The sequence below is a fragment of the Streptomyces kronopolitis genome, from assembly GCF_014646275.1.
GTDB lineage: Bacteria > Actinomycetota > Actinomycetes > Streptomycetales > Streptomycetaceae > Streptomyces > Streptomyces kronopolitis.
In genome coordinates this window covers 17259-41099 of record NZ_BMND01000017.1, presented here as the reverse complement: position 1 = coordinate 41099, position 23841 = coordinate 17259, and the positions used below count along the sequence as shown (strand labels likewise).

Annotated in this window: 18 protein-coding genes and 5 tRNA genes; 9 read left to right on the top strand and 14 right to left on the bottom strand. The window is 71.7% G+C overall.

Annotated features, from left to right (window positions below):
- Positions 1–3: 3 nt before the first annotated feature.
- Complete coding sequence (leuC, locus tag IEY78_RS19160) at positions 4–1446, bottom strand: 3-isopropylmalate dehydratase large subunit (protein WP_189099893.1); 1443 nt, start codon at positions 1444–1446, stop codon at positions 4–6.
- A gap of 175 nt (positions 1447–1621) precedes the next feature.
- On the opposite strand from leuC, the gene ndgR reads away from it, so the two are divergent.
- Complete coding sequence (ndgR, locus tag IEY78_RS19155) at positions 1622–2338, top strand: IclR family transcriptional regulator NdgR (RefSeq protein ID WP_189099891.1); 717 nt, start codon at positions 1622–1624, stop codon at positions 2336–2338.
- 580 nt (positions 2339–2918) lie between these two features.
- Here ndgR and IEY78_RS19150 read toward each other — a convergent pair.
- The 9 genes from IEY78_RS19150 to IEY78_RS19110 form a co-directional block, all read right to left on the bottom strand.
- Positions 2919–2991 (bottom strand) — tRNA-Glu (locus IEY78_RS19150).
- A gap of 40 nt (positions 2992–3031) precedes the next feature.
- Positions 3032–3103: transfer RNA gene (locus IEY78_RS19145), tRNA-Gln, on the bottom strand.
- A gap of 16 nt (positions 3104–3119) precedes the next feature.
- Positions 3120–3192, bottom strand: a tRNA-Glu gene (locus IEY78_RS19140).
- A 62-nt stretch (positions 3193–3254) separates the two neighbouring features.
- A tRNA-Glu gene (locus tag IEY78_RS19135) sits at positions 3255–3327 on the bottom strand.
- A gap of 40 nt (positions 3328–3367) precedes the next feature.
- Positions 3368–3439, bottom strand: a tRNA-Gln gene (locus IEY78_RS19130).
- Between the two features lie 88 nt (positions 3440–3527).
- Complete coding sequence (locus IEY78_RS19125; RefSeq protein ID WP_189099889.1) at positions 3528–4298, bottom strand: HAD family hydrolase; 771 nt, start codon at positions 4296–4298, stop codon at positions 3528–3530.
- Between the two features lie 121 nt (positions 4299–4419).
- Positions 4420–5910: a glutamate--tRNA ligase gene (gene gltX / locus IEY78_RS19120; RefSeq protein ID WP_189099887.1), complete on the bottom strand. Its 1491-nt coding sequence runs from the start codon at positions 5908–5910 to the stop codon at positions 4420–4422.
- Positions 5903–6676, bottom strand: a complete 774-nt coding sequence (locus IEY78_RS19115) for a fumarylacetoacetate hydrolase family protein (RefSeq protein WP_189099885.1) — start codon at positions 6674–6676, stop codon at positions 5903–5905. Before IEY78_RS19115 ends, gltX begins: the two co-directional genes overlap by 8 nt.
- A gap of 81 nt (positions 6677–6757) precedes the next feature.
- Positions 6758–6925, bottom strand: a complete 168-nt coding sequence (locus IEY78_RS19110) for a hypothetical protein (RefSeq protein ID WP_189099883.1) — start codon at positions 6923–6925, stop codon at positions 6758–6760.
- Between the two features lie 634 nt (positions 6926–7559).
- Between IEY78_RS19110 and IEY78_RS19105 the strand changes: the two genes are divergently transcribed.
- The 8 genes from IEY78_RS19105 to IEY78_RS19070 all read left to right on the top strand — a co-directional run bounded on the left by IEY78_RS19105 (position 7560) and on the right by IEY78_RS19070 (position 17996).
- Positions 7560–11294: a sensor histidine kinase gene (locus IEY78_RS19105; protein WP_189099881.1), complete on the top strand. Its 3735-nt coding sequence runs from the start codon at positions 7560–7562 to the stop codon at positions 11292–11294.
- Positions 11295–11303: 9 nt separating this feature from the next.
- Complete coding sequence (locus IEY78_RS19100; RefSeq protein WP_093485348.1) at positions 11304–11717, top strand: roadblock/LC7 domain-containing protein; 414 nt, start codon at positions 11304–11306, stop codon at positions 11715–11717.
- Between the two features lie 104 nt (positions 11718–11821).
- A complete protein-coding gene (locus IEY78_RS19095) occupies positions 11822–12232 on the top strand; it encodes a DUF742 domain-containing protein (protein WP_189099879.1) in 411 nt (136 codons plus the stop codon).
- Complete coding sequence (locus IEY78_RS19090; protein ID WP_189099877.1) at positions 12213–12806, top strand: GTP-binding protein; 594 nt, start codon at positions 12213–12215, stop codon at positions 12804–12806. Before IEY78_RS19095 ends, IEY78_RS19090 begins: the two co-directional genes overlap by 20 nt.
- 412 nt (positions 12807–13218) lie before the next feature.
- Positions 13219–16317: a sensor histidine kinase gene (locus tag IEY78_RS19085; RefSeq protein WP_189099875.1), complete on the top strand. Its 3099-nt coding sequence runs from the start codon at positions 13219–13221 to the stop codon at positions 16315–16317.
- 10 nt (positions 16318–16327) lie between these two features.
- The gene (locus IEY78_RS19080; protein WP_018087204.1) at positions 16328–16741 is read left to right on the top strand and encodes a roadblock/LC7 domain-containing protein; all 414 of its coding nucleotides are present in this window, start codon (positions 16328–16330) and stop codon (positions 16739–16741) included.
- An 84-nt stretch (positions 16742–16825) separates the two neighbouring features.
- Entirely contained in the window at positions 16826–17437 is a 612-nt protein-coding gene (locus IEY78_RS19075) for a DUF742 domain-containing protein (protein ID WP_189099873.1), read from the top strand.
- On the top strand, positions 17418–17996 hold the full coding sequence (locus IEY78_RS19070) for a GTP-binding protein (protein WP_073760799.1): 579 nt from the start codon (positions 17418–17420) through the stop codon (positions 17994–17996). Before IEY78_RS19075 ends, IEY78_RS19070 begins: the two co-directional genes overlap by 20 nt.
- A 135-nt stretch (positions 17997–18131) precedes the next feature.
- On the opposite strand, the gene IEY78_RS19065 is transcribed toward IEY78_RS19070, so the two are convergent.
- The 4 genes from IEY78_RS19065 to IEY78_RS19050 form a co-directional block, all read right to left on the bottom strand.
- Positions 18132–18791 carry a DUF4360 domain-containing protein gene (locus tag IEY78_RS19065; protein WP_189099871.1) on the bottom strand — a complete coding sequence of 220 codons (660 nt, stop codon included), beginning with the start codon at positions 18789–18791 and terminating at the stop codon, positions 18132–18134.
- A gap of 359 nt (positions 18792–19150) precedes the next feature.
- Complete coding sequence (locus tag IEY78_RS19060) at positions 19151–19354, bottom strand: acyl-CoA carboxylase epsilon subunit (RefSeq protein WP_189099869.1); 204 nt, start codon at positions 19352–19354, stop codon at positions 19151–19153.
- 51 nt (positions 19355–19405) lie between these two features.
- Entirely contained in the window at positions 19406–20989 is a 1584-nt protein-coding gene (locus tag IEY78_RS19055) for an acyl-CoA carboxylase subunit beta (RefSeq protein ID WP_189099867.1), read from the bottom strand.
- A 218-nt stretch (positions 20990–21207) separates the two neighbouring features.
- The gene (locus tag IEY78_RS19050; protein WP_189099865.1) at positions 21208–23658 is read right to left on the bottom strand and encodes a polysaccharide lyase 8 family protein; all 2451 of its coding nucleotides are present in this window, start codon (positions 23656–23658) and stop codon (positions 21208–21210) included.
- Positions 23659–23841: the final 183 nt, after the last annotated feature.

Sequence of the window (23841 nt, the reverse complement as noted above, 5' to 3'; positions counted from 1 at the left end):
GGTTCAGACTCCCGCGGGCGTGGCGACGTCGGACTGGCCGGCGGCCGAGGACAGGTCGGCCGGTGAGGCCAGATGGCCGAGAACCGCCGTTGCGGCGGCGACCTGCGGCGAGACCAGGTGGGTGCGGCCGCCCTTGCCCTGCCGGCCCTCGAAGTTGCGGTTCGAGGTGGACGCGGAGCGCTCGCCGGGCGCCAGCTGGTCGGGGTTCATGCCCAGGCACATCGAGCAGCCCGCGTGCCGCCATTCGGCGCCGGCCGCGGTGAAGACCTTGTCCAGGCCCTCGGCGACCGCCTCCAGGGAGACCCGGACCGAGCCGGGGACGATGAGCATCCGCACGTCGTCGGCGACCCGGCGGCCCTCCAGGATCGCGGCCGCGGAGCGCAGGTCCTCGATCCGGCCGTTGGTGCACGAACCTACGAAGACGGTGTCCACCTTGATGTCGCGCAGCGGCTGCCCGGCCGTCAACCCCATGTACTCCAGGGCCTTTTCGGCGGCGTGGCGCTCCGAGGCGTCCTCGTACGAAGCCGGGTCGGGGACGGCTGCCGAAAGCGGCGCGCCCTGGCCCGGGTTGGTGCCCCAGGTGACGAACGGGGCCAGTTCGGAGGCGTCGATGTAGACCTCGGCGTCGAAGACCGCGTCGTCGTCGGTGCGCAGCGTCTCCCAGTACGCGACCGCGGCGTCCCAGTCCTCGCCCCGGGGGGCGTGGTCGCGCCCCTGGAGGTAGTCGAAGGTGGTCCGGTCGGGGGCGATCATGCCGGCCCGGGCGCCCGCCTCGATCGACATGTTGCAGATGGTCATCCGGGCTTCCATCGAGAGCTGCTCGATGGCCCGGCCGCGGTATTCCAGGACGTAGCCCTGGCCGCCGCCGGTGCCGATCCGGGCGATGATCGCCAGGATCAGGTCCTTGGCCGTCACCCCGTCGGGCAGCTCGCCGTCGACGGTGATCGCCATGGTCTTGAACGGGGCCAGCGGCAGCGTCTGGGTGGCCAGCACGTGCTCGACCTGGCTGGTGCCGATGCCGAACGCCAGCGCGCCGAAGGCTCCGTGGGTGGAGGTGTGGCTGTCACCGCAGACCACGGTGGTGCCGGGCTGGGTCAGTCCCAACTGCGGTCCCACGACGTGGACAACGCCCTGCTCGACATCGCCCAGCGGGTGCAGCCGGACCCCGAACTCGGCGCAGTTCTTGCGCAGCGTCTCCAGCTGGGTGCGCGAGACCGGGTCGGCGATCGGCTTGTCGATGTCGAGGGTCGGGGTGTTGTGATCCTCGGTGGCGATGGTCAGGTCCGTACGGCGCACCTGGCGGCCGGCCTTGCGGAGACCGTCGAACGCCTGCGGGCTGGTGACCTCGTGCAGCAGGTGCAGATCGATGAAGAGAAGGTCGGGCTCGCCTTCCGCGCGCCGGACGACATGGTCGTCCCAGACCTTCTCCGCGAGTGTCCGTCCCATCGCTTTCCCTCCGGCCGGCCGCAGTGCCGGCCTTACTCGTCCGTGGCGCGATGCCCGCAGATATCCCCCTGCCGGGCCGTACGCCGGGCCCTGGTACAGGGCCACACCTACAGATTGACGACTTCCCCGGAAAATTGAACTTGCGTTTCACAGTGTGAGACGCGAATATCGTTGCATGGACAACTCTAGCGGCGTCGGCGTTCTCGACAAGGCAGCTCTGGTTTTGAGTGCCCTGGAGTCCGGTCCGGCCACCCTCGCCGGGCTGGTCGCGGCGACAGGGCTCGCACGGCCCACGGCCCACCGTCTGGCCGTGGCACTGGAACACCACCGGATGGTGGCGAGGGACATGCAGGGCCGGTTCATCCTGGGCCCGCGGCTCTCCGAGCTGGCCGCGGCGGCCGGCGAGGACCGGCTGCTGGCCACGGCGGGACCGGTGCTCACGCATCTGCGCGATGTGACCGGCGAGAGCGCGCAGCTCTATCGCCGGCAGGGCGACATGCGGATCTGCGTGGCGGCGGCGGAACGGCTGTCCGGACTGCGGGACACCGTCCCGGTCGGCTCCACGCTCCCCATGAAGGCCGGCTCGGCCGCCCAGATCCTGATGGCCTGGGAGGAGCCCGAGCGGCTGCACCGCGGCCTGCAGGGCGCCCGCTTCACGGCCACCGCGCTGTCCGGCGTACGGCGCCGCGGCTGGGCCCAGTCGATCGGCGAGCGGGAGCCGGGCGTGGCCTCGGTCTCCGCGCCGGTACGCGGCCCCTCCAACCGCGTGGTGGCCTCCGTCTCGGTCTCCGGCCCGATCGAGCGGCTGACCCGCCATCCCGGCCGGATGCACGCCCAGGCGGTCATCGACGCGGCGGCCCGCCTCTCCGAGGGCCTGCGCCGCAGCGGCTGAGACGCTCCCGGAGGCCCGTCCCGCGCCACCTCGTGGGACGGGGCCGCCGGGGCGACTCAGGCTGCTGGGGCCGCTTGGGTTGCCGCCCCGGGACCCGCTGTCCGCGACGGGCGGGGGGCGGCCGGTGCGCGCCGCCCCGGCCGCGGGCCGACTCCTTGATCATGCGGAGCCTCGGCGCCACCCGCCAAAGATCATCCGCGGAGCCCGCAGCTCACCCTGAGAGGTACCGGCCGCCGTCGAGGACACCCCGTCGAGCCGGCGCCCCCACCCGGCCGTCGCCGTGAAACCACTCCCCCACGGCCCACAGTCCGACGGGAACTCTCCCCCCGACGGCCGTCGCCCCGGGCGCGCCGCCAACGAACCGCCGCGGTGGCCCAACTCACCACCCTGGCCCCGTCCCTGAATCCGGATCCGCTCGCGGAGTGCGCACGCCGTCCGACGAAGGCCGGGGCGGCGGCAGGACAACGGCTGGGCAACACCAGGGCGGAGGCAGAACGACGGCGGGAGCCCAACCGGCGCTCCGGAAGCGGCAGTTGACACGAAAGAGCCCCCCGCATGAAGCGGGGGGCTCTTTTCTCTGTACCCCCGACCGGATTCGAACCGGCGCTACCGCCTTGAGAGGGCGGCGTGCTAGGCCGCTACACAACGGGGGCAAGTTTTCCTGCAGTTGAGCCTGTCCGAGGACACGCTGCGCTGGGCTACCAGGACTCGAACCTAGACTAAATGAACCAGAATCACTCGTGCTGCCAATTACACCATAGCCCATGGTGGTTTAGACCAGTACCCCCGACCGGATTCGAACCGGCGCTACCGCCTTGAGAGGGCGGCGTGCTAGGCCGCTACACAACGGGGGCCCTAGCGATCCTGCATGAACGACAGTGGGTGCGACCCGGACTGTCCCCCTGGGAAGGATCTGTACCCCCGACCGGATTCGAACCGGCGCTACCGCCTTGAGAGGGCGGCGTGCTAGGCCGCTACACAACGGGGGCGTGTGCAGAGAGACTCTGCGGTGCAGATGAGCTCTGCGAGCTGGCCTACCAGGACTCGAACCTAGACTAACGGAACCAGAAACCGTCGTGCTGCCAATTACACCATAGGCCATCAAAACGTAACCCCCCGCGGGGGGCTTGATTTGATCTGCGCTTCCCGGCCCGGCCTTTCGGCCCTCTCGGGCGGCGCAGGAAGAACATTACCTGATCGTGGACGGCGCACCAAAACCGGTAACTGCGCGCAACAGCTCGGGGAGCTCCGCCAGACCCGCGATCCTGCGCACCCCCTCCGGCGGCTCCTCTCCGCCCGCTGTCCGGTCCAGCCATACGGCGGCCAGGCCCGCGTCCCGGGCGCCGAGCGCGTCGATGTCGAGCTTGTCGCCGACGTAGAGGACCTCGGGGGGCGTTAGGCCGAGCGCCTGACAGGCACCGCCGAACGCCTCGGCGGCGGGCTTGGCGTGCCCCAGTTCGTCGGCGCAGAGCACCGCCTCGAAGCGCTCCCGGATGCCCAGGGCGGCCAGCTTGCGCTCCTGGTTGGCGGTGGCGGCGTTGGACAGCACCGCCTGCCGTACCAGCGGGGTCAGCGCCCGGAGCGCGGGCAGCGCGTCGGGGAAGAGCGTCCAGCAGGCCTCGTAGTGGGTGACGTACCGGCCGAACCAGGCGTCCGCCTCGGCGTCGGACAGGGGGCGGTCCAGGAACGTCCGGGCGCGTGCCCTGCGGTGATCGAGGAACCCGAGTTCGCCGGTGAGGAAGCGGGCGAACTCGGTCTCCATGGCGTGGCGCCAGCGCGTGAGGGCCGCCTCCTCGCCGCCGTACGCCGCCAGCAGCCCTTCGGCCCGCAGGTGCCGCAGCACGCCGGCGCGGTCCGACCCGGAGTAGTCGAAGAGGGTGTCGTCGACGTCCCAGAGGACGGCGCGCAGCGGGGTGCGCCCCGGGGGCGGGGCGGGCGGGCGGTCGGCGGGCGCGGTCATGATCAGCCTTCCTGGTGCCGGTACCGCCATTGTGCCCGGGGCGCCGGCCGGGCGGACGGGCCCGGACGCACCGCGGGCCCGGAAGCCGTGGTGGCTTCCGGGCCCGGGCGGCGGTACAGGGTCAGCCGGCGAGCTTGGCCAGTGCGGCGTCGATCCGCTGGAGCGTGCGCTCCTTGCCGAGGATCTCCAGGGACTCGAAGAGCGGCAGGCCGACCGTGCGGCCGGTGACCGCCACCCGGACGGGAGCCTGGGCCTTGCCGAGCTTGAGGCCGTGCTCCTCGCCGGCGGCCAGGACGGCCTCCTTGAGCGGGTCGGGGCCGGAGGTCCAGTCGGCGGCGTCGAGCTTGGCGCGGGCCGTGGTGAGCAGCGCGACCGGGTCGCCCTTCATCGCCTTCGTCCAGGACGCCTCGTCCTCGACCGGCTCCTTGAGGAACAGGAAGTCGACATTGGCGGTGATCTCGGAGAGGACGGTGACGCGGGTCTGGGCGTGCGGGGCGATGGCGCGCCAGGCGGCCTCGTCGAAGTCCTCGGGGGCCCAGTTGGCGTGCGGGGCCTTCAGCCAGGGCTCGCAGGCCGTGATGAAGTCCTGCACGTCCAGCCGCCGGATGTGGTCGGCGTTGATCGCCTCGGCCTTCTTGAGGTCGAAGCGGGCCGGGTTGGCGTTGACGTCCTCGATCTCGAACTTCTCGATCAGGTCGGACACCGAGAAGAGGTCCTGGTCGGCGGAGAAGGACCAGCCGAGCAGGGCGAGGTAGTTGAGCAGGCCCTCGGGGAGGAAGCCGCGCTCGCGGTAGAGGTTGAGGCTCGCCTGCGGGTCGCGCTTGGAGAGCTTCTTGTTGCCCTCGCCCATGACGTACGGGAGGTGGCCGAAGGCCGGGATCTCCTTGGCCACGCCCAGCTCGATCAGCGCCTTGTACAGGGCGATCTGGCGGGGGGTGGAGGAGAGCAGGTCCTCGCCGCGCAGGACGTGGGTGATCTCCATCAGGGCGTCGTCGACGGGGTTGACCAGGGTGTACAGCGGGGCGCCGTTGGCGCGCACGATGCCGTAGTCCGGAACGTTCTCCGGGGTGAAGGTCAGCTCGCCGCGCACCAGGTCGTGGAAGGTGATCGGCTCGTCGGGCATCCGGAAGCGGACGATGGAGGAGCGGCCCTCGGCCTCGTAGGCGGCCCGCTGCTCGTCGGTCAGGGTGCGGCACGTGCCGTCGTAGCCGGAGGGGCGGCCGGCGGCGCGGGCGGCCTCGCGGCGGGCGTCCAGCTCCTCGGTGGTGCAGTAGCAGTGGTACGCGTGGCCGGCGGCGAGCAGCTTGCCGGCGATGTCCTTGTAGCGGTCCATCCGCTGGGACTGGCGGTAGGGCGCGTGCGGGCCGCCGACCTCGGGGCCCTCGTCCCAGTCGAAGCCGAGCCAGTGGAACGAGTCCAGCAGCTGGTGGTAGGACTCCTCGGAGTCGCGGGCCGCGTCGGTGTCCTCGATCCGGAAGACCAGGGTGCCCTTGTGGTGCCGTGCGTAGGCCCAGTTGAACAGGGCCGTACGGATCAGGCCGACGTGGGGGTTGCCGGTCGGGGAGGGGCAGAACCGTACGCGGACGGGGGTGCCGGGGGTCGCGTTAGCCACGCTTGATCACCTTGTTGGTGAGAGTGCCGATGCCTTCGATGGTGACGGCGACCTCGTCGCCGACGTTGAGGGGGCCGACCCCGGCCGGGGTGCCCGTGAGGATGACGTCGCCGGGGAGCAGGGTCATCGCCTCGGTGATGTGGACGATGAGGTCCTCGACCGGGCGGACCATGTCGCTGGTGCGGCCGAGCTGGCGCTGTTCGCCGTTGACCGTGCACTGGACGGCGAGGCCGGCGGCGATGTCCGCGGGGTCCAGCCCGGTCTCGACCCAGGGGCCGAGCGGGCAGGAGCCGTCGAAGCCCTTGGCCCGGGCCCACTGCGCCTCGCGCTGCTGGACGTCACGCGCGGTGATGTCGTTGGCGCAGGTGTAGCCGAGGATGACGTCCTTGGCGCGCTCGCGGGGCACCTCACGGCACATCCGGCCGATGACGACGGCGAGCTCCGCCTCGTGGTGCACCTCCTGGGAGAAGGAGGGGTACCCGATGGGGTCGCCGGGGCCGATCACCGAGGTGGACGGCTTGAAGAAGGTGACCGGCACGTCCGGGACGGCGTTGCCCAGCTCGGCGGCGTGCTCGGCGTAGTTGCGGCCGATGGCCACGACCTTGTTGGGCAGGACGGGCGGCAGCAGCCGGACCTTGTCGAGGGGGACCTTCTGGCCCGAGCGCTCGAATTCGGCGAAGGGGTGTCCCTTGATGACGTCGAGTTCGTCGCCTTCGACGACGCCGAATCCGACGTTGCCGTCGATGGAGAATCTGGCGATGCGCACGGGTTGCCGCTGCCCCTCATTGATCACTGGCCGGAGTTGACACTCCAGGCTATCGCGGGGCCGCCGCCGCTCCGTCGCCGCTTACGCCGACACGTCCTGGGCGGGTGCGTCCATCAGGACCGTGCGGCGGGGGTTGGCGGTGCGCTCCGGCAGTTCGACGGTGTGTTCCGCGGCCTCGGTGCCGAGCTCGGCGGCGTCGTCGAGGTGGGCCAGGGTGGTGCGCCGCGGGTTGGCTATGTTGCGGAACATCGTCGTCTTCACTGCTGTATGCCTCGCGTCGTCAAGAGATCGGGCGATCTCGGGAACTCGGGAAACCGGTCGTGCCCGCCGCTGCCGTGCAGGTGGCTTGTCGCTTCGGGCACCTGTGTAAAGCGTCAGGCTATGCACGCTATTCCCGGCGGCGTGCACGGGAACTCGACGATCTTCCTGTGAGTTTCCTCACGAACTGTGCGACAAATGCCGCATAACCCTTGATCAACAACCTTGGGCGAATCGGACAATGGCGGATTGAAGCGCACGTTCCGCGCCCGATCACCGCACCTGGGACAGCGGAGGGGGCGGACCGACTCGCGGACAAAAGTCCGTTATCGACGCCCGAAACTTCTACAAGTCGTGACGCGGTCCGTACATTGCGTCACCCAAGTCACAGTGCGCGGCTCCGCTCTTGTTGGAGATCCTGCACTGTGCTGGAATTCCACGGACCGCCGCACGTTTCAGCCGGCGCGCAGGGCGCAACGTAGCGCCGCGCGGTGGTGCCGCTCTCTCGGCCAGAGAGGGCAGCCCGCCGGTCACTCACGACCGCCATGGGGGACTCAGCGGTCCCCCATACGACTCGACACCGTCCCGCCGCGGCGGGACGCCTGGTCCAGAGGTTGCGACGCTAGTGCAGGGACGTTTCAAGAGGGATGGCAGCGCTGCGGCGGACCCGGAGCTGCGCGGCGGGACCGACCGCGGCTCCTCGCCCCAGCGCGCCCAGAACAACGCTTCCGCCGGGGGCACCGTGCCCACCGACGGGGGCGGCCAGGCGCCGGGCGGCGACGCCGCGGACAGCGGGGCGCCCAAGGCGGCCAAGGGGCCCGGAGGCCCCGGTTCGCGAATAGCGCTGCGCAACTGGCGCATCAGCACCCGCCTGGTCTCCCTGCTCGCCCTCCCCGTGGTCGCCGCGACCACGCTGGGCGGCATGCGCATCGCCACGTCGCTGGACAACATCGACCAGCTCGACAAGATGCAGCTGCTCACCGAGATGACCCGGCAGGCCACCGAGCTCGCCGACGCGCTGCAGGTCGAGCGGGACAAGTCGGCCGGTCCGCTGGCCGGCAGCGGCAACACCAAGGACGACGCGAACGTCATCGCGCCGCGCCAGGAGACCGACCGCGCCAAGCTGAAGTTCAACCAGGCCACCGGCGACATCCAGGGCCAGGACGCCACGATGGCCGGCGTCCGGGCGACCGTCCTGGAGATCGGCCGCCAGCTCAACACCCTCAACGAGATCCGCGCCAACGCCTACAAGGACGACAACAACACCGCGCGGACCGTCACCAGCTACAACCAGCTGATCAACTCGCTGCTGTCGCTCTCCCAGGACATGGCGCAGGCCACCAGCAACCCCGAGATGATCCGCAGTACCCGTGCGCTGGCGGCGTTCTCGTCGGCCAAGGAGTACGCGTCGATCCAGCGCGCGCTGGTCAGCGCCGGCCTCGCCCACGACGGCGGCCCGCAGCTCTCCTCCAACGACCGGCTGGCCGGCCGCAACGCCGAGGACAGCGAGAAGGCCGCCCGGGACCGCTTCTCGCAGATCTACACGAACAACGCCGGCGCGCTCACCCGCGGCCTGGACGGCAACAACGACGAGATCAAGGCCGCGGTCGCCTTCGCGCACCGCGCCTTCGCCAGCGGCTCCGGCATCCGCAGCCAGGACATCCGCTACCTCGACTGGTACGACTCCGACACCGTCAAGATCGACGAGATGTCGCGCATCGAGACCACGCTGCTGTCCGAGATGGAGCAGAAGGCCCGCGGGCTGCGCAACGAGGCCACCCAGTCCGCGATCATCAGCGGTGCGCTGATCCTGCTCGTCCTCGGCGTCTCGCTGGTCGGCGCGTTCGTCGTGGCGCGCTCCATGGTCCGCTCGCTGCGCCGGCTGCAGGACACCGCGCAGAAGGTCGCCCAGGACCGGCTGCCCGAGCTGGTCAAGCAGCTGTCCGAGTCGGACCCGCAGGACGTGGACACCTCCGTCGAGTCGGTCGGTGTGCACAGCCGGGACGAGATCGGCCGGGTGGCCGCGGCCTTCGACGACGTGCACCACGAGGCGGTCCGCCTCGCCTCCGAGCAGGCGCTGCTGCGGGGCAACGTCAACGCGATGTTCACCAACCTGTCGCGCCGTTCGCAGGGTCTGATCCAGCGTCAGCTCTCGCTGATCTCCGAACTGGAGTCCCGCGAGGCCGACCCGGACCAGCTGTCCTCGCTCTTCAAGCTCGACCACCTCGCCACCCGCATGCGCCGTAACGGTGAGAACCTCCTGGTCCTCGCCGGTGAGGAGCCTGGGCGCCGATGGACCCGGCCGGTGCCGCTGGTCGACGTCCTGCGTGCCGCCGCCTCCGAGGTGGAGCAGTACGAGCGGATCGAACTCAACGCCGTCCCGCAGACCGAGGTCGCGGGCCGGGTCGTCAACGACCTCGTGCACCTGCTCGCCGAGCTGCTGGAGAACGCCACCTCGTTCTCCTCCCCGCAGACCAAGGTCAAGGTCACCGGCCACGCGCTGCCCGACGGGCGCGTCCTGGTCGAGATCCACGACACCGGCATCGGCCTGTCGCCCGAGGACCTCTCGGCGATCAACGAGCGGCTCGCCGCCCCGCCGACCGTGGACGTCTCGGTCTCGCGGCGGATGGGTCTGTTCGTGGTCGGCCGCCTGTCCCTGCGGCACGGCATCCGTATCCAGCTGCGGCCCTCGGACTCCGGCGGCACCACCGCGCTGGTCATGCTGCCGGTCGATGTCGCCCAGGGCGGCAAGAAGCCGGCCCCGAGCAACGCCAAGGGCGGTGCCGGCGACCTCGGCGGCGGCGGCTCCAGCCGGCTCGCGGGGCTCCAGCCGCGCGGCCAGGTCGGTTCGGGCCCCTCGGCCGGCGGGCGCCCCGCGCTGCCCGGCCGCGGCGGTCCCGGCGGCGGTGCGCCGAACGCCTTCGGTGCCCCGGCCCCGTCCGGCCGTACGGCGCCTCCCGGTGCCTCCCCGAACGCCCCGGCGCAGGGCGGCGACGCCCGCCCGGCCGCCGGACGCCCCGGTCCCGCCCGTCCCTCGCTGCCCACCCGCGGCCAGGAGAGCGGCCCGGCGCCCACCGTGGCCCCGCCGACCGGCGCCCCGCGCCGCGAGGAGCGCCCGCAGCTGCCGGCGCGCGGCGCCGCGGCCGAGCTGCCCGGCGGTCCGTCCGCGGGCGGCCAGGGCGGTCAGGGCAACCAGGGCGGCCCGCAGCAGGGCGGTACGAGCTGGGGTGCGCGGCGTGAGCGCGGCGGGTCCGACGACTGGCCGCTGACGCCCCGTGAGTCCCAGGAGCGGCCGCGCGGCCACGAGGAGTCGGAGAGCACCGGCAGCTTCGAGCGGCCCGCGCCCGCCGGCACCGGCGGCCCCGGTGACACCGCGGCGTTCGCCCGTCCCGACTTCAACGCGCCGCCGCCCGCGGCGGACGGCTCCCGCGGCGGGCGCGACCCGCAGGGCCCGCGCGGCGCCGGGCAGGGCAACGGGCGCGGCGACACGGGGCAGTTCCCCCGGCCGGACCGCGAGACGGGCCGCCAGGAGACCGGGCAGTACGAGACGGGCCAGTTCGAGACCGGTCCGTACGACACGGGCGAGTACCGGCGTCCCGACAGCGACACCGGGCAGTACCCGCGTCCTGACGGTGACACCGGCCAGTTCCCGCGCCCCGGCAGCGACACCGGTTCCTACCCGCGCCCCGACAGCGACACCGGTGCGTACGACACCGGCCAGTACCGCCGTCCGGACGCCGACCGTGCCGCGTACGCCGAAGGGCCGCAGAGCACCGGGCAGTTCCCGGTGCAGCGGCCGCAGGACGCCGGTGGGCAGTCCCCCGACGTGCTCGGCAGCGCGGACGCCGGTCCCGGTGACGGCCGTACGCCGATCTTCGACACCATCGAATCCAACTGGTTCAACCACCCGGCCGCCGCCGCTGCCGGTGTGCCGCCGCAGGGCTCCGAGCCCGAGGCCGACGCACTGCCGCGGCGGGGGGCCGCGCAGGACGGCGGCGCACGCGGTGGTGCACCTGCCGCGGCGGGCGGCGCGGAGCGCACCCCGGCTCCGTCCGACGCCTCGCAGTGGCGCAGTTCGCCGAACGACGAGACGTGGCGGCAGGCGGAGCAGATCCGTCAGCCCGCCGCGGGCGGTATCACCACCTCCGGGCTGCCGCGCCGGGTCCCGCGCGCGAACCTCGTCGCGGGCACGGCGCAGCAGCAGACCGACCAGAGCGGGCCGCAGGTCTCGCGGTCGCCCAGCGATGTCCGTGGGCGGCTGACCAATCTGCGCCGGGGTATCCAGCAAGGCCGACAGGCCGGGACGTCGTCCACCGGCACCCACGGCATTGTCGATCCCACTCACCAGCAGGAGCGTTAGTTGAGTCCGATGAGCCAGGCGGCGCAGAATCTGAACTGGTTGATCACCAACTTCGTGGACAACACCCCCGGGGTGTCCCACACGGTGGTGGTCTCCGCGGACGGACTGCTCCTCGCCATGTCCGAAGGCTTTCCCCGCGACCGTGCCGATCAGTTGGCGGCGGTGGCCTCCGGCCTGACCTCGCTGACCTCCGGCGCGTCCCGCATCTTCGAAGGCGGGAGCGTCAACCAGACCGTGGTGGAGATGGAGCGCGGTTTCCTCTTCATCATGTCCGTCTCCGACGGATCGTCGCTGGCCGTGCTCGCACACCCCGAGTGCGACATCGGCCTGGTCGGCTATGAGATGGCCCTGTTGGTCGACCGCGCGGGGACGGTGCTGACGCCGGACCTGCGCGCCGAGCTCCAGGGCAGCCTGCTGCACTGAGGCGCCCGCAGCGCCGCTCGTCCAGCACCACCCCCACCCATTCGTGCCGCCACCCCCCACCGGCCCAACCCGACGACAGTCCCACTGTCCCGTCCGGAGGACCCATGACCCCGCCACCTGCCACTTCCGGCCCGTACGGCGCGTACAGCCAAGCGCCGTACGGGGACGAAGGTGACCAGCCGCTGGTGCGCCCGTACGCCATGACCGGAGGCCGGACCCGGCCGCGCTACCAGCTCGCCATCGAGGCGCTGGTCAGCACGACCGCCGACCCCGCCCAGCTGCCCGGGCTGCTGCCCGAGCACCAGCGGATCTGTCATCTGTGCCGCGAGGTGAAGTCGGTCGCCGAGGTCTCCGCACTGCTGCACATCCCGCTGGGTGTGGCGCGGATCCTGGTCGCGGACCTGGCGGAGGCCGGGATGGTGGCGATCCACCAGCCCGGTGGCAGCGGCGAGGCCGGCGGAACACCGGACGTGACCTTGCTCGAGAGGGTGCTCAGTGGACTTCGCAAGCTCTGACGGCGCATCGGACGGGGGCCAGACCCGCGCCACGACGTCCGCCAAGATCGTGGTGGCGGGCGGCTTCGGCGTGGGCAAGACCACGTTCGTCGGCGCCGTCTCGGAGATCAACCCGCTGCGCACCGAAGCCGTCATGACCTCCGCCTCGGCGGGCATCGACGACCTCAGCCACGTCCAGGACAAGACCACGACGACCGTGGCGATGGACTTCGGCCGGATCACCCTGGACCAGGACCTGATCCTGTACCTGTTCGGTACGCCGGGCCAGGACCGCTTCTGGTTCATGTGGGACGACCTGGTCCGCGGTGCGATCGGCGCGGTCGTGCTGGTCGACACCCGGCGGCTGGCCGACTGCTTCCCCGCGGTCGACTACTTCGAGAACAGCGGGCTGCCGTTCGTCGTCGCCCTGAACGGCTTCGAGGGGTACCAGCCGTACACGCCCGACGAGGTGCGTGAGGCGCTCCAGATCGGCCCCGGGACCCCGATCATCACCACCGACGCCCGGACCCGCAGCGAGGCCAAGAGCGCGCTCATCACGCTCGTGGAGCACGCGCTGATGGCCCGCCTGCGCTAGGCCGCACCAGGCCGCACGTACGGCCCGCCCGGCATCCGGCGCGGGCCGTACGGCAGTTGTCACCACTTGGGCGGACCGCTCTGCCCCGGGCGAGTTCCCGGCATCCGCCAGTCGATCTGTGTCCTTCGACACGCCGACAAATTTGCTTCATAACGTTTCGACAGTGAATCCCAGGGGTTTCGACACCCCGCGCGCATGCCCGGCTTCGCTGCGCTCACATTCGTCTCGCACTTTGGCGCGGCTCGCCCTTAACGCCCCTTTTATCTAAGGCACTTCCGGGCCCGCTCCGGCTTTCCCCAGTGTTTGGAACGCACCGCCCTGACGTGCTGAAATTCGCTGAAACTCCGGAGTAGGAACGCCCAGAAGAAACGGCACAGCAAATCAGTGCCGGCGCCGAGAGGTTGTTGGTCGAGTGAGGCGAAGCAAGGAGAGCCCCGAGCCGCAGGAACCGCGGCGGGGCAACTTCACCCCGCCACCCAGAGGTGGCGTACCGGCTTCCGACGCGCCCGAAAATACGGTCGCGAAGCCTCCGGTCAGCGGCGGGAAGTACTCCCCGCGCAACTGGCGGGTGGCTACCCGCCTGAACGCCATTCTGCTGATTCCTGTGCTGCTCGCCCTGGTATTCGGCGGTCTGCGGGTGGACAGTTCGTTCGCCACCTGGCAGGAGGCGCAGGACGCGGAGAACACCGCGAAGCTCGTGCGGGCCGCGCTCTCCTACAGCACCGCCATGATCGACGAGCGGGACCGCACCGCGGCGCCGCTGTTGAAGGGCAAGAAGGACGACCCGGTCGTGCAGGAGGCGCGGGACGCCACCGACGCCGCCGCCGCCAAGTTCCACGACGCCGCCAAGGCCATGCCCGACAAGCCGGGCCTCAAGCGCCGGTACACCTCCTTCGAGAAGGTCGAGCCCAAGCTCCAGAAGCTGCGCCAGGTCGCCTACACCTCGCGGCTGCACGGTGTGCAGACCGAGGAGGGCTACGTCGAGGTCCAGCACCCGCTGATGGAGTTCGCCAACGAACTCGGCCTGGGCACCGGCAACATCACCTCCTACGGCCGTACCGTCTACGCCATCTCGCTGGCCAAGGCCGCCGAGTCGCTGGAGCGGTCCATCGGCACCCACCTCCTGGTCGACCCGGCGTCCCCGCAGGGCGGCAAGGAGCACAAGCTGCAGCTGACCGCCTTCGCGTCGTACCGCTACCTGGAGGGCATCGCCATCGGCGAGTACACCTCCGGCGGCATGCCCGAGGACGTCTCCCGGCTGAACAAGGACGCCGCCGCGCTCAAGTCGGCCGCCCAGCGCAAGATCGCCCAGGCGAAGGAGCAGGCCCAGGCCACCGGCCGGCCGTTCCGTACGCCGCCGTCGATCGACCAGATGTCGACGCTGATCGCCAGCGGCGCGGCGCCGGAGGCCCTGAGCACCCGCGGCATCACCTCCGACAGCTACTTCGCCTCGGCGACCGGCAAGTTCAACATGTACCGGTCCATCGAGAAGGACCTGGCGGACAAGGCCGTGAACGAGGCGGCGCAGATCTCCGACGACGCCCGCCAGTCGACCTTCGTCGACTCCGGCATCGTGCTCGCCGCGCTGATCATCGCCTTCGTCGTGGCCGGGCTGATGGCCCGCCGGATGAGCCGCAACATGCGCCAGCTGCGCACCGCCGCCTTCGGCATCGCCGAGCAGCGGCTGCCGATGCTGGTCGACCAGCTCTCCCGGACGGACCCGGGCCGGGTCGACACCCGTGTGACGCCCATCCCGATCGCCACCACCGACGAGATCGGCGAGGTCGCCCGGGCCTTCGACCAGGTCCACCGCGAGGCCGTCCGGCTCGCCGCCGAGCAGGCGCTGCTGCGGGGCAACGTCAACGCGATCTTCACCAACCTCTCCAGCCGCAACCAGGGTCTGATCGAGCGCCAGCTGGAGCTGATCACCGACCTGGAGAACAACGAGGCGGACCCGGACCAGCTGGAGAGCCTCTTCCGGCTCGACCACCTGGCCACCCGCATGCGGCGCAACGGCGAGAACCTCCTCATCCTCGCGGGCGAGGAGCCCGGCCGCCGCTGGAACCAGCCGGTGCCGCTGGTGGACGTGCTGCGGGCGGCGATCAGTGAGGTCGAGTCGTACGAGCGAATAGACCTCACCGGCGTCCCCGAGAGCGAGATCCACGGCACCGCCGTGACCGACCTCGTGCACCTGCTGTCCGAGCTGCTGGAGAACGCCACCACGTTCTCCTCCCCGCAGACCAAGGTGCGGGTGGCCGCGACCCGGCTGCCCGACGGCCGGGTGATGATCGAGATCCACGACAAGGGCATCGGGCTCACCCCCGAGGACTTCGCGGACATCAACCACAAGCTGGCCAACCCGCCGAGCGTGGATGCCGCGATCTCCCAGCGCATGGGCCTGTTCGTGGTCGGCCGGCTGGCCGACCGGCACGGGATCCGGGTGCAGCTGCGCCCCTCCGGCGAGCAGGCGGGCACCACGTCCCTGGTCATGCTGCCCGAGGCGATCACCCACGGTGGCGGTGGCGAGGAGCGGTTCGACGACGACTTCACGGTCTCCCGGATCGTCCCCGAGCACCAGCACGACGCGTACGAGGACCGGCAGCGCACCGCCGCCGAGCTGGGCTTCGACGACAGCCGCTACGGGCGCCCGGACAACGGGGACCTGGACATGGTGGGCCGCTCGCTGTTCCGCGAGGAGCGCCGGGCCGCGCTGGAGGCGCAGACCTCCGGTGACCAGCCGGTCGGCGGTGACCGTCCGCTGTTCCGCGACGAGGTGCCGCCGGCCGAGAACTACCAGGACTTCCCCGGTCCGGCACAGGGCTACTCCGGCCAGGCATATGCGGAAGCCGATCAACCGCTCTACGACGACCGGGCCCCCGGGCACCAGTCGTTCCCCGGCCCCGGCTTCGCGGAGACCACCGGCCAGCAGCCATACGTCTCCCACGAGCCGGCCCGGCCGGACGAGTGGAGCGAACGCCCTGCATTCGAGGGCTACTTCGGGACCGAAGCGGAATCTGACCGGAATGCAACTGCCGCTCCCGCTGACGCCCCCGAGCGCGTACCATTCGAGCGTCCGGGCCCCACACCGAGCGACGCCCACCCGCTGACGGACGCCGGCCTTCCGCGCCGCGGAGGCCGCGACCAGCAGGCACCGCAGGTGCAGCAGCAGGGGAGCCCGCCGGAGACCGGCCAGGACGGTACCGACTGGCGCAGCTCCAACGACGAGCGCTGGGAGCGGGCGGAGCAGCTGCGCGAGCCGAAGGCGGGCGGAGTCACCTCCTCCGGCCTCCCCCGGCGGGTGCCCAAGGCCAACCTGGTCGAAGGTGCCGCGGAGCAGACCCCGCAGGGCGGCCCCCAGGTCTCCCGCGCCCCGGAGGACGTCCGCGGCAGGCTGAGTAACCTGCGCCGCGGCGTCCAGCAGGGACGCAACGTCGGCACGGACCCCTCCGGGGTCCCCCAGAATGACCAACAGGGCTACGGCCCCGGCAGCACCTACGATCAGGAGCGTTAGTGTGAGCCCGATGAGCCAGGCGGCGCAGAATCTGAACTGGTTGATCACCAACTTCGTGGACAACACCCCCGGGGTGTCCCACACGGTCGTGGTCTCCGCGGACGGTCTCCTCCTCGCCATGTCCGAGGGCTTCCCTCGTGACAGAGCCGATCAGTTGGCGGCGGTGGCCTCCGGCCTCACCTCGCTGACCTCCGGCGCGTCCCGCATCTTCGAAGGCGGAAGCGTCAACCAGACCGTGGTGGAGATGGAACGCGGTTTCCTCTTCATCATGTCCGTCTCCGACGGATCGTCGCTGGCCGTGCTCGCACACCCCGAGTGCGACATCGGCCTGGTCGGCTACGAGATGGCCCTGCTGGTCGACCGCGCGGGCACGGTCCTGACGCCGGACCTGCGCGCAGAACTGCAGGGCAGCCTTCTCAACTAACAAACAGGCAGTGCGTTTCCCGCCACCGCGCCTTATGGTTCGGTGGCGCGACCGGCGTCAGACAGGCAAGTTGGAGGAGGAGACGTGGCAACGCCCCCGAGCGGATACCCGTATGGTTCCGGACAGGAGTCCGGGCCTGTGGGCGAGACCCATCACAACCGCTTCAACTTCCCGTCCGCGCCGACCCAGCGGCGGCAGCGGCCCCAACCGCAGCAGCCGCCGCGATCGCAGCAGCAGCCCCGGCCGTACGACTCCCAGCCGTACGAGCCATCGGTGTACGACCAGCCGCAGGCACCGCGCATCCAGCCGGTGCAGCCGCAGCGGCGGGCTCCCGAGCCCGCCTCCACCGGCGCGAACAACCCGCTCGTGCGCCCGTACGCCATGACCGGAGGCCGGACCCGGCCGCGCTACCAGCTCGCCATCGAGGCGCTGGTCAGCACGACCGCCGACCCCTCCCGGATGCAGGGCCAGCTGCCGGAGCACCAACGCATCTGCCACCTCTGCCGCGAGATCAAGTCCGTTGCCGAGATCTCCGCGCTACTCTCCATCCCCCTCGGCGTCGCCCGGATCCTCGTCGCCGACCTGGCGGAGGCCGGACTCGTCGCCATCCATCAGCCCGGCGGGGACGAGACCGCCGGCGGACAGCCAGATGTGACACTGCTCGAAAGGGTGCTCAGTGGACTTCGCAAGCTCTAGCGGTGCAGCCCGCTCCACCACCTCCGCGAAAATCGTGGTGGCGGGCGGCTTCGGCGTGGGCAAGACCACGTTCGTCGGGGCCGTCTCAGAGATCAACCCGCTGCGCACCGAAGCCGTCATGACCTCCGCCTCGGCGGGCATCGACGACCTCACGCACGCGCCGGACAAGACGACCACGACCGTGGCGATGGACTTCGGCCGGATCACCCTGGACCAGGACCTGATCCTCTACCTCTTCGGTACGCCGGGCCAGGACCGCTTCTGGTTCATGTGGGACGACCTGGTCCGCGGCGCGATCGGCGCCGTGGTGCTGGTCGACACCCGGCGGCTGGCCGACTGCTTCCCCGCGGTCGACTACTTCGAGAACAGCGGCCTGCCGTTCGTGATCGCCCTCAACGGCTTCGACGGCCACCAGCCGTACACGCCCGACGAGGTGCGCGAGGCGCTCCAGATCGGCCCGGACGCGCCGATCATCATCACCGACGCGCGGCACCGCAGCGAGGCCAAGAGCGCGCTCATCACGCTCGTGGAGCACGCGCTGATGGCCCGCCTGCGCTAGCCCCCGGCCACCGGGCACCCGGTGCCCGCACGCCGTATGACGAAAGGCCCCCACACCTGACCGGTGCGGGGGCCTTCGTCGTACCCGGCCACGGGCCCGTGCGCGGCCCTGGGGCCCGTGGCCGGGGTGCGGGCCTCACTTGCGGGCGGGGCACTCCTTCCACGCGAAGTGGTAGACGGTGTTGATGCTGCCGTCGGTGGAGTCCATGGCCATGTAGCTGGTGGCCTTGGGGTCGGAGGACTTGGCGTCCACCCGCATCTCGGTGTTGATGTTGAAGTAGCGCTCCTCGCCGCAGGGGGCGTACACGAGCGCGTCGACATCGGTCTCGTCGGAGGTCTGCCAGTTGGCGTCGTAGGCGCCGACGAAGGTGTGGCTCTTACGGGCCGTCTGCGCCTGGCCCTGGAAGTAGTAGCCGGCCTGCTCCAGTCCCCTGGCGCCCCGGGCCAGCGAGGCGTAGCCGCGGTAGTCGGCCCGGGCGATGGCGTAGGTGAACCCCTGCGGGACGTGCACGTTCAGGGCGATCTGGCAGTTCTTGCGGGAGTCGGTGGGCTTGGTGCCGGCGCCCGCCTGGGCGAGGTATTCGCTGTACGTGACGGTGAAGGCGGTGTTGTCGGGGGCGATGGCGACGGCGGCGCTGCCGGGTCTGCAGCCCGATCCGTTGACCGTGGCGACGGTTATCGTGATCTTTCCGGTCGGCGGTTCGTCACCGAACCCTGCTGCGGTCGTGGGGGATGCCGATCCGGTGAGGAGCAACGATGCCGCCACCGCGGCACCCGCACTGAGCCTGCTGAGCATGGGCTCTTCCTTCCGGTCGTCCTGTGGCCCGCGGCGCGGAACATCAGGAGAGGAATGACGAGCGCATGCCAGCACGGGCGGGGTGCCTTGCGCAGCTCCGCTCCCCAGGGTTGGGGTGAATCTACGCGTCATTCCGGCCGCACCCTGCCAAACCGGAACACCCGGTCCGAAAAGCGATGTGGGCTCATATCCCGCGGATTCGGGGGCTGTTCGGCGGTATGCCGGGTGTTCAGCGACATGTCGCCGGAATGCCGCCGAGAGGCGGGCGTCCCGCGGGCGCGCACGGCGACGGGCCCGCAGCACATGGCTGCGGGCCCGTCGTGGGTGCGGTGGGCGCCCGGTGCGTTACGGCGCCGGTGTCAGCGCTGCCAGCTGGTCGCGCCGTGGAAGCCGTTCTGGCGCTCCAGGCGGCGCCAGCGGGCGGCGGTGGCGCGCGGGCCGGCCGGGGCCTCCGCGGGCCGGTGGGCGGCGCGGGCGAGCAGGACGGCGGTCAGGGCGGCCAGCTCTTCCTCGCTGGCCTGCCCCTTCTCCACGCGGATGGGGTCGGTGTTCACAGGGGTCACGGTCTTCTCCGTCGTCGCGGTGGCGTGCGGCCTGGTGCGGTTGCGGGGTGGCTACTGGGGCGGGTTGCCGTGCTTGCGGGCCGGCAGGTCCGCGTGCTTGGTGCGCAGCATCTCCAGGGCGCGGATGAGGGTGTGGCGGGTCTCGGCGGGGTCGATGACGTCGTCGACCAGGCCGCGCTCGGCCGCGTAATACGGGTGCATCAGCTCGGACTTGTACTCCTTGACCATGCGGGTGCGCATGGCGTCGGAGTCGTCCGCCTCGGCGATCTGCTTGCGGAAGATGACGTTGGCGGCGCCCTCGGCGCCCATCACCGCGATCTCGTTGGTGGGCCAGGCGTAGGTCAGGTCGGCGCCGATGGACTGCGAGTCCATGACGATGTAGGCGCCGCCGTAGGCCTTGCGCAGCACGAGGGAGATCCGCGGGACGGTGGCGTTGCAGTACGCGTAGAGCAGCTTGGCGCCGTGCCGGATGATGCCGCCGTGCTCCTGGTCGACGCCGGGCAGGAAGCCGGGCACGTCCAGGAAGGTGACGATCGGGATGTTGAAGGCATCGCACATCTGGACGAACCGGGCGGCCTTCTCGGACGCCTCGATGTCCAGCACGCCGGCCAGCGACTGCGGCTGGTTGGCGATGATGCCCACCACGCGGCCGTCGAGCCGGGTCAGCGCGCAGATGATGTTGGTCGCCCAGCGCTCGTGGACCTCCAGGAACTCGCCGTCGTCGACGATCTCCTCGATGACCTTGCGCATGTCGTAGGGGCGGTTGCCGTCGGCCGGGACCAGGTCCAGCAGGGCGTCGCCGGAGCGGTCGGCGGGGTCCTCGCAGGGCACCGACGGCGGGTTCTCCCGGTTGTTCGCCGGCAGCAGCGAGAGGAGGTAGCGGACCTCCTCCAGGCAGGTGACCTCGTCGTCGTAGGCGAAGTGGCACACGCCGGAGGTCTCGGCGTGGACATCGGCGCCGCCCAGGCCGTTCTGGGTGATCTCCTCGCCGGTCACCGCGCGCACCACGTCGGGGCCGGTGATGAACATCTGCGAGGTCTCGCGGACCATGAAGACGAAGTCGGTCAGCGCCGGGCTGTAGGCCGCGCCGCCCGCGCAGGGGCCGAGCATGACGGAGATCTGCGGGATGACACCGGAGGCCTTGGTGTTGCGCTGGAAGATGCCGCCGTAGCCGGCGAGCGCGGAGACGCCCTCCTGGATACGGGCGCCGGCGCCGTCGTTCAGCGACACCAGGGGCGCACCGGCCTGGATGGCCATGTCCATGATCTTGTGGATCTTGGTCGCGTGGGCCTCGCCCAGCGCGCCGCCGAAGATCCGGAAGTCGTGCGCGTAGGTGAACACGGTGCGGCCGTGCACGGTGCCCCAGCCGGTGATCACGCCATCGGTGTAGGGCTTCTTCGCCTCCAGGCCGAAGCCCGTCGCGCGGTGCCGCCGCAGCGGCTCGACCTCGTTGAACGAGCCCTCGTCCAGCAGCAGCTCGATCCGCTCGCGCGCCGTCAGCTTGCCCTTGGCACGCTGCGCTTCGGTCGCCCGCTCGCTGGGTCCCCGCCTGACCTGCTCGCGGATGGCGTGCAGCTCGGCGACGCGCCCGCGAGCGTCGTTGGCGCCGGCGGGCAGATCTTCGACAGTGGTCATGTATCGACGGTACGTGCGCGAGGCGTCCCGTACCGATGTCGGTTTCGTACAACGTCGCACGCGATTTGGTGGGCAGGCAGTACAGAACCGCGCTGTACGTGCCCCGCGCTCCGGCGCCCGTTCGGGTGGCGGGGCCGCGCCGGGTCTGTACGGTGCCGACAAATGTAGGGGTCTCACCAAAGGGGCGCGCCCTGAGCCGGCGGGGCGGCGGGGCGGCGTCAGCCCGGCCGGACCGTGCAGGTGTGGGTGGCGCAGGCGGTGCCGGGGGCCACGCGCAGCCGGAGGGCGGGCCCGGTGGCCAGCACCTCGATCGCCGGATCGTGGCCGAGCACCGCGCGCACCGACCGGGACCAGGTGATCTCCAGCGGCTCCCCGGAACGCTCCGGGGCGGCCACGCACAGCCGCGCCGTCCGGCGCCCGGCCCGGACCAGCACGCTCGCCGGGCCGTCGGCGGTGAGCGGCCCGGCGCTCCCCGCCCGCCAGAAGTTCGCGGCCGTGACGCCGAGCCGGCGGACGGCGACGGCCTGCCGGGCGGCGTCATTGGCGAGCACCGCCAGCCAGTGCCGGTCGGCGGCGCGGGCGGCCAGGGCGCGGGGGGTGGCGCCCGGCATCAGCAGATAGGCGTAGCCGGCGTCGGTGGGGTCGGTGCCGTGGTCGTGCCAGAGGGTGAGGTAGCGGCGGGTGAACGGGCGGGTGGAGGAGGTGGTGTTGATGTCGTGCCAGCAGCCGGTGCGGGCCTCGCGCAGCGCCGTCAGGGGGGCGCCGCCGGGGAAGACGTAGCCGCCGTGGCCGGCGAGGTGGGCCCAGTGGGCGCGGCGGAAGGTGCGGGCCGCGCCGAGCGTGCCGGGCTGCCGTACCCCGTCGACGGTGAGCGCGGCGGTGCCCCGCTCGCCCAGGCAGCGGTTGTCGACGATCGTCTCGGCCGGCACCCCGTCGCGGGCGGTGATCCCGGCGCCCAGGCACACCACGCAGTCCGCGAGGGCGAACCAGGACTTCCTGGCGGTGAGCGTCGAGGACAGGCCGCGCAGGTCCTGGCCGAGCGCGGCGAACTCGCCGTCGGTGGTGCCGCCGACCCAGCGCGCGGCGGGCTTGGGCTCGCCCCAGCCGCCGCCCTCGTTGTCGGCCAGCCGCTTGGTGGACACGGTGGTGCCGGGGAGCCGGTAGGGGTCGACGGTGGGCCAGAAGGCGTCGGTGTACTGGTCGCCGCCGAAGTCCGCGCCCCACCAGGAGAGCATCCCGGCGCCGGTGTGCCAGCCGCGCGGGTTCTCGCCGTTGCCGTTCTCGTAGTACGTGATCCGGTCCGAGGCCATGGCCAGTCCCGCGGCCCAGCCGGGGCGGCGGTGCACGGCCCGGTCCATGGCGGGGAAGAGCCGGTGGCCGACGGGCTCGGGGGCGGCGGGCACCACGCGGTCGGCGATGGCGTGCAGGCGGGCGAGGTCGGCGACCGTGTACTGCCGGTCGGTGAGGACCGGCAGCGTCCGGTCGCGGGCGGTCCAGCCCTTGATCATGGCGTGCCAGCGGTCCCGCTCGGCGGCGCTCGCACCCTCGGCGAGCAGCGCGACGGCGGCGATCAGCGCGTGCCCGTGGTAGTGGTCGCTGCGCATGATCTGCCGTTCGTCGGCGCGCAGGTAACCGCGGCTGATGGCACGCCCGTTGACGCAGTCCATCATCAGCCCGTTGTGGAGCAGCGGGGCGTACGCCCGCTCGACGCTGTCGAGGGCCAGCTGCCGCGCCGGGTCGGTGATCTGCCAGGACGAGCCGCCGAGCAGGGTGAACAGCCGCCCCAGGCCGTCCAGCAGGACGGCGCCGTAGGTACCGGAGTAGGCGACCCAGGTGTGCTGGACGAAGGAGCCGTCGGCGTAGAGGCCGTCGCCCCGGGTGACGTAGGGGAAGACCGGGGAGAGCGCGTCGCGGGCCAGCGCGATCCGGTCGGGGGCGCGGCCGAGGACGCCGCGCAGCGCGACGACCCGGCACAGGTCGACGCGGTTGGCGCCGGTGCTGGTGCCGGAATAGTCGCCGAGCGCGTCGTCGGGGACGAAGTGGTCGACGGCGGCGAGGCAGCGCTCGCGCAGGTCGCCGGGCACGCCGCCCGGCAGGTGCTCGTCGAGGAGGGCGAGGGTGTCGAGCAGGAGCCGTGGGCTGCCGATCTGCCATTCCCACCAGTTGCCGTAGCGGGTGGTGCCGGTGCGGTAGACGGTGGCTTCGAGGTGGCGCAGGCCGGTGAGCACGTCCTCGGCGAGGCCGGGGTCGCCGGTGCGGCCGGTGCCGGGCTGGGCGTGGGCCTGGGCCATGGTGGCCAGCCGGCCGTAGCTGCGGGTGATGCCCGACGGCGGGTCGTAGGGGCAGTCCGGCCAGAGCGAGTCCGCGGCCGGGCGCATGGCCGCCCGGAAGGTGCCGGCGAGCGCGCCGGTCTCCTGGAGGGCCGCGGCGTACGGCGGGGCGGCGGGGTCGAAGCCGCTGCCGAGGGTGAGGGCGCACCAGCGGGCACGCAGAGCGGTGAACTCGTCGCCGGCCGCCGCGGCGGGCGCGGCCGGTGCGGGGAGGGCCCCTGCGGCGCGGGCGGGAAGGGCGCCGGCGGGGAGGCCGATCAGGCCCGCACCGGCGGCGAGGAACCCGCGGCGGGACCAGTCGGACGGCGACCAGCGGGGCGGGGCGGGGACAGGCGGCACGGTCGGTCCTCTCCATGGCGTCAACGGGGCGGTGGCGCTGCGCACTTGGGAGTTTCCGATGGTCTAGCACGGGGCTGGGCGAGGCGGCAATGGCCGCGCCGGGGCGCCGTGGGCCACCCGTCCGGCGGAGACCGGCCGGGGCCAGCCCGCACGTAAATGTTGAACGTTGAACCAGATAGCGTT

Bases quoted from the DNA above. Each gene is read 5' to 3' on its own strand.
- ndgR (WP_189099891.1), top strand. From the start codon at position 1,622: ATGGACAACTCTAGCGGCGTCGGCGTTCTCGACAAGGCAGCTCTGGTT.
- IEY78_RS19110 (WP_189099883.1), bottom strand. From the start codon at position 6,925: ATGTTCCGCAACATAGCCAACCCGCGGCGCACCACCCTGGCCCACCTC.
- IEY78_RS19065 (WP_189099871.1), bottom strand. From the start codon at position 18,791: ATGCTCAGCAGGCTCAGTGCGGGTGCCGCGGTGGCGGCATCGTTGCTC.
- IEY78_RS19095 (WP_189099879.1), top strand. From the start codon at position 11,822: ATGACCCCGCCACCTGCCACTTCCGGCCCGTACGGCGCGTACAGCCAA.
- IEY78_RS19055 (WP_189099867.1), bottom strand. From the start codon at position 20,989: ATGACCACTGTCGAAGATCTGCCCGCCGGCGCCAACGACGCTCGCGGG.
- IEY78_RS19125 (WP_189099889.1), bottom strand. From the start codon at position 4,298: ATGACCGCGCCCGCCGACCGCCCGCCCGCCCCGCCCCCGGGGCGCACC.
- IEY78_RS19100 (WP_093485348.1), top strand. From the start codon at position 11,304: ATGAGCCAGGCGGCGCAGAATCTGAACTGGTTGATCACCAACTTCGTG.
- leuC (WP_189099893.1), bottom strand. From the start codon at position 1,446: ATGGGACGGACACTCGCGGAGAAGGTCTGGGACGACCATGTCGTCCGG.
- IEY78_RS19080 (WP_018087204.1), top strand. From the start codon at position 16,328: ATGAGCCAGGCGGCGCAGAATCTGAACTGGTTGATCACCAACTTCGTG.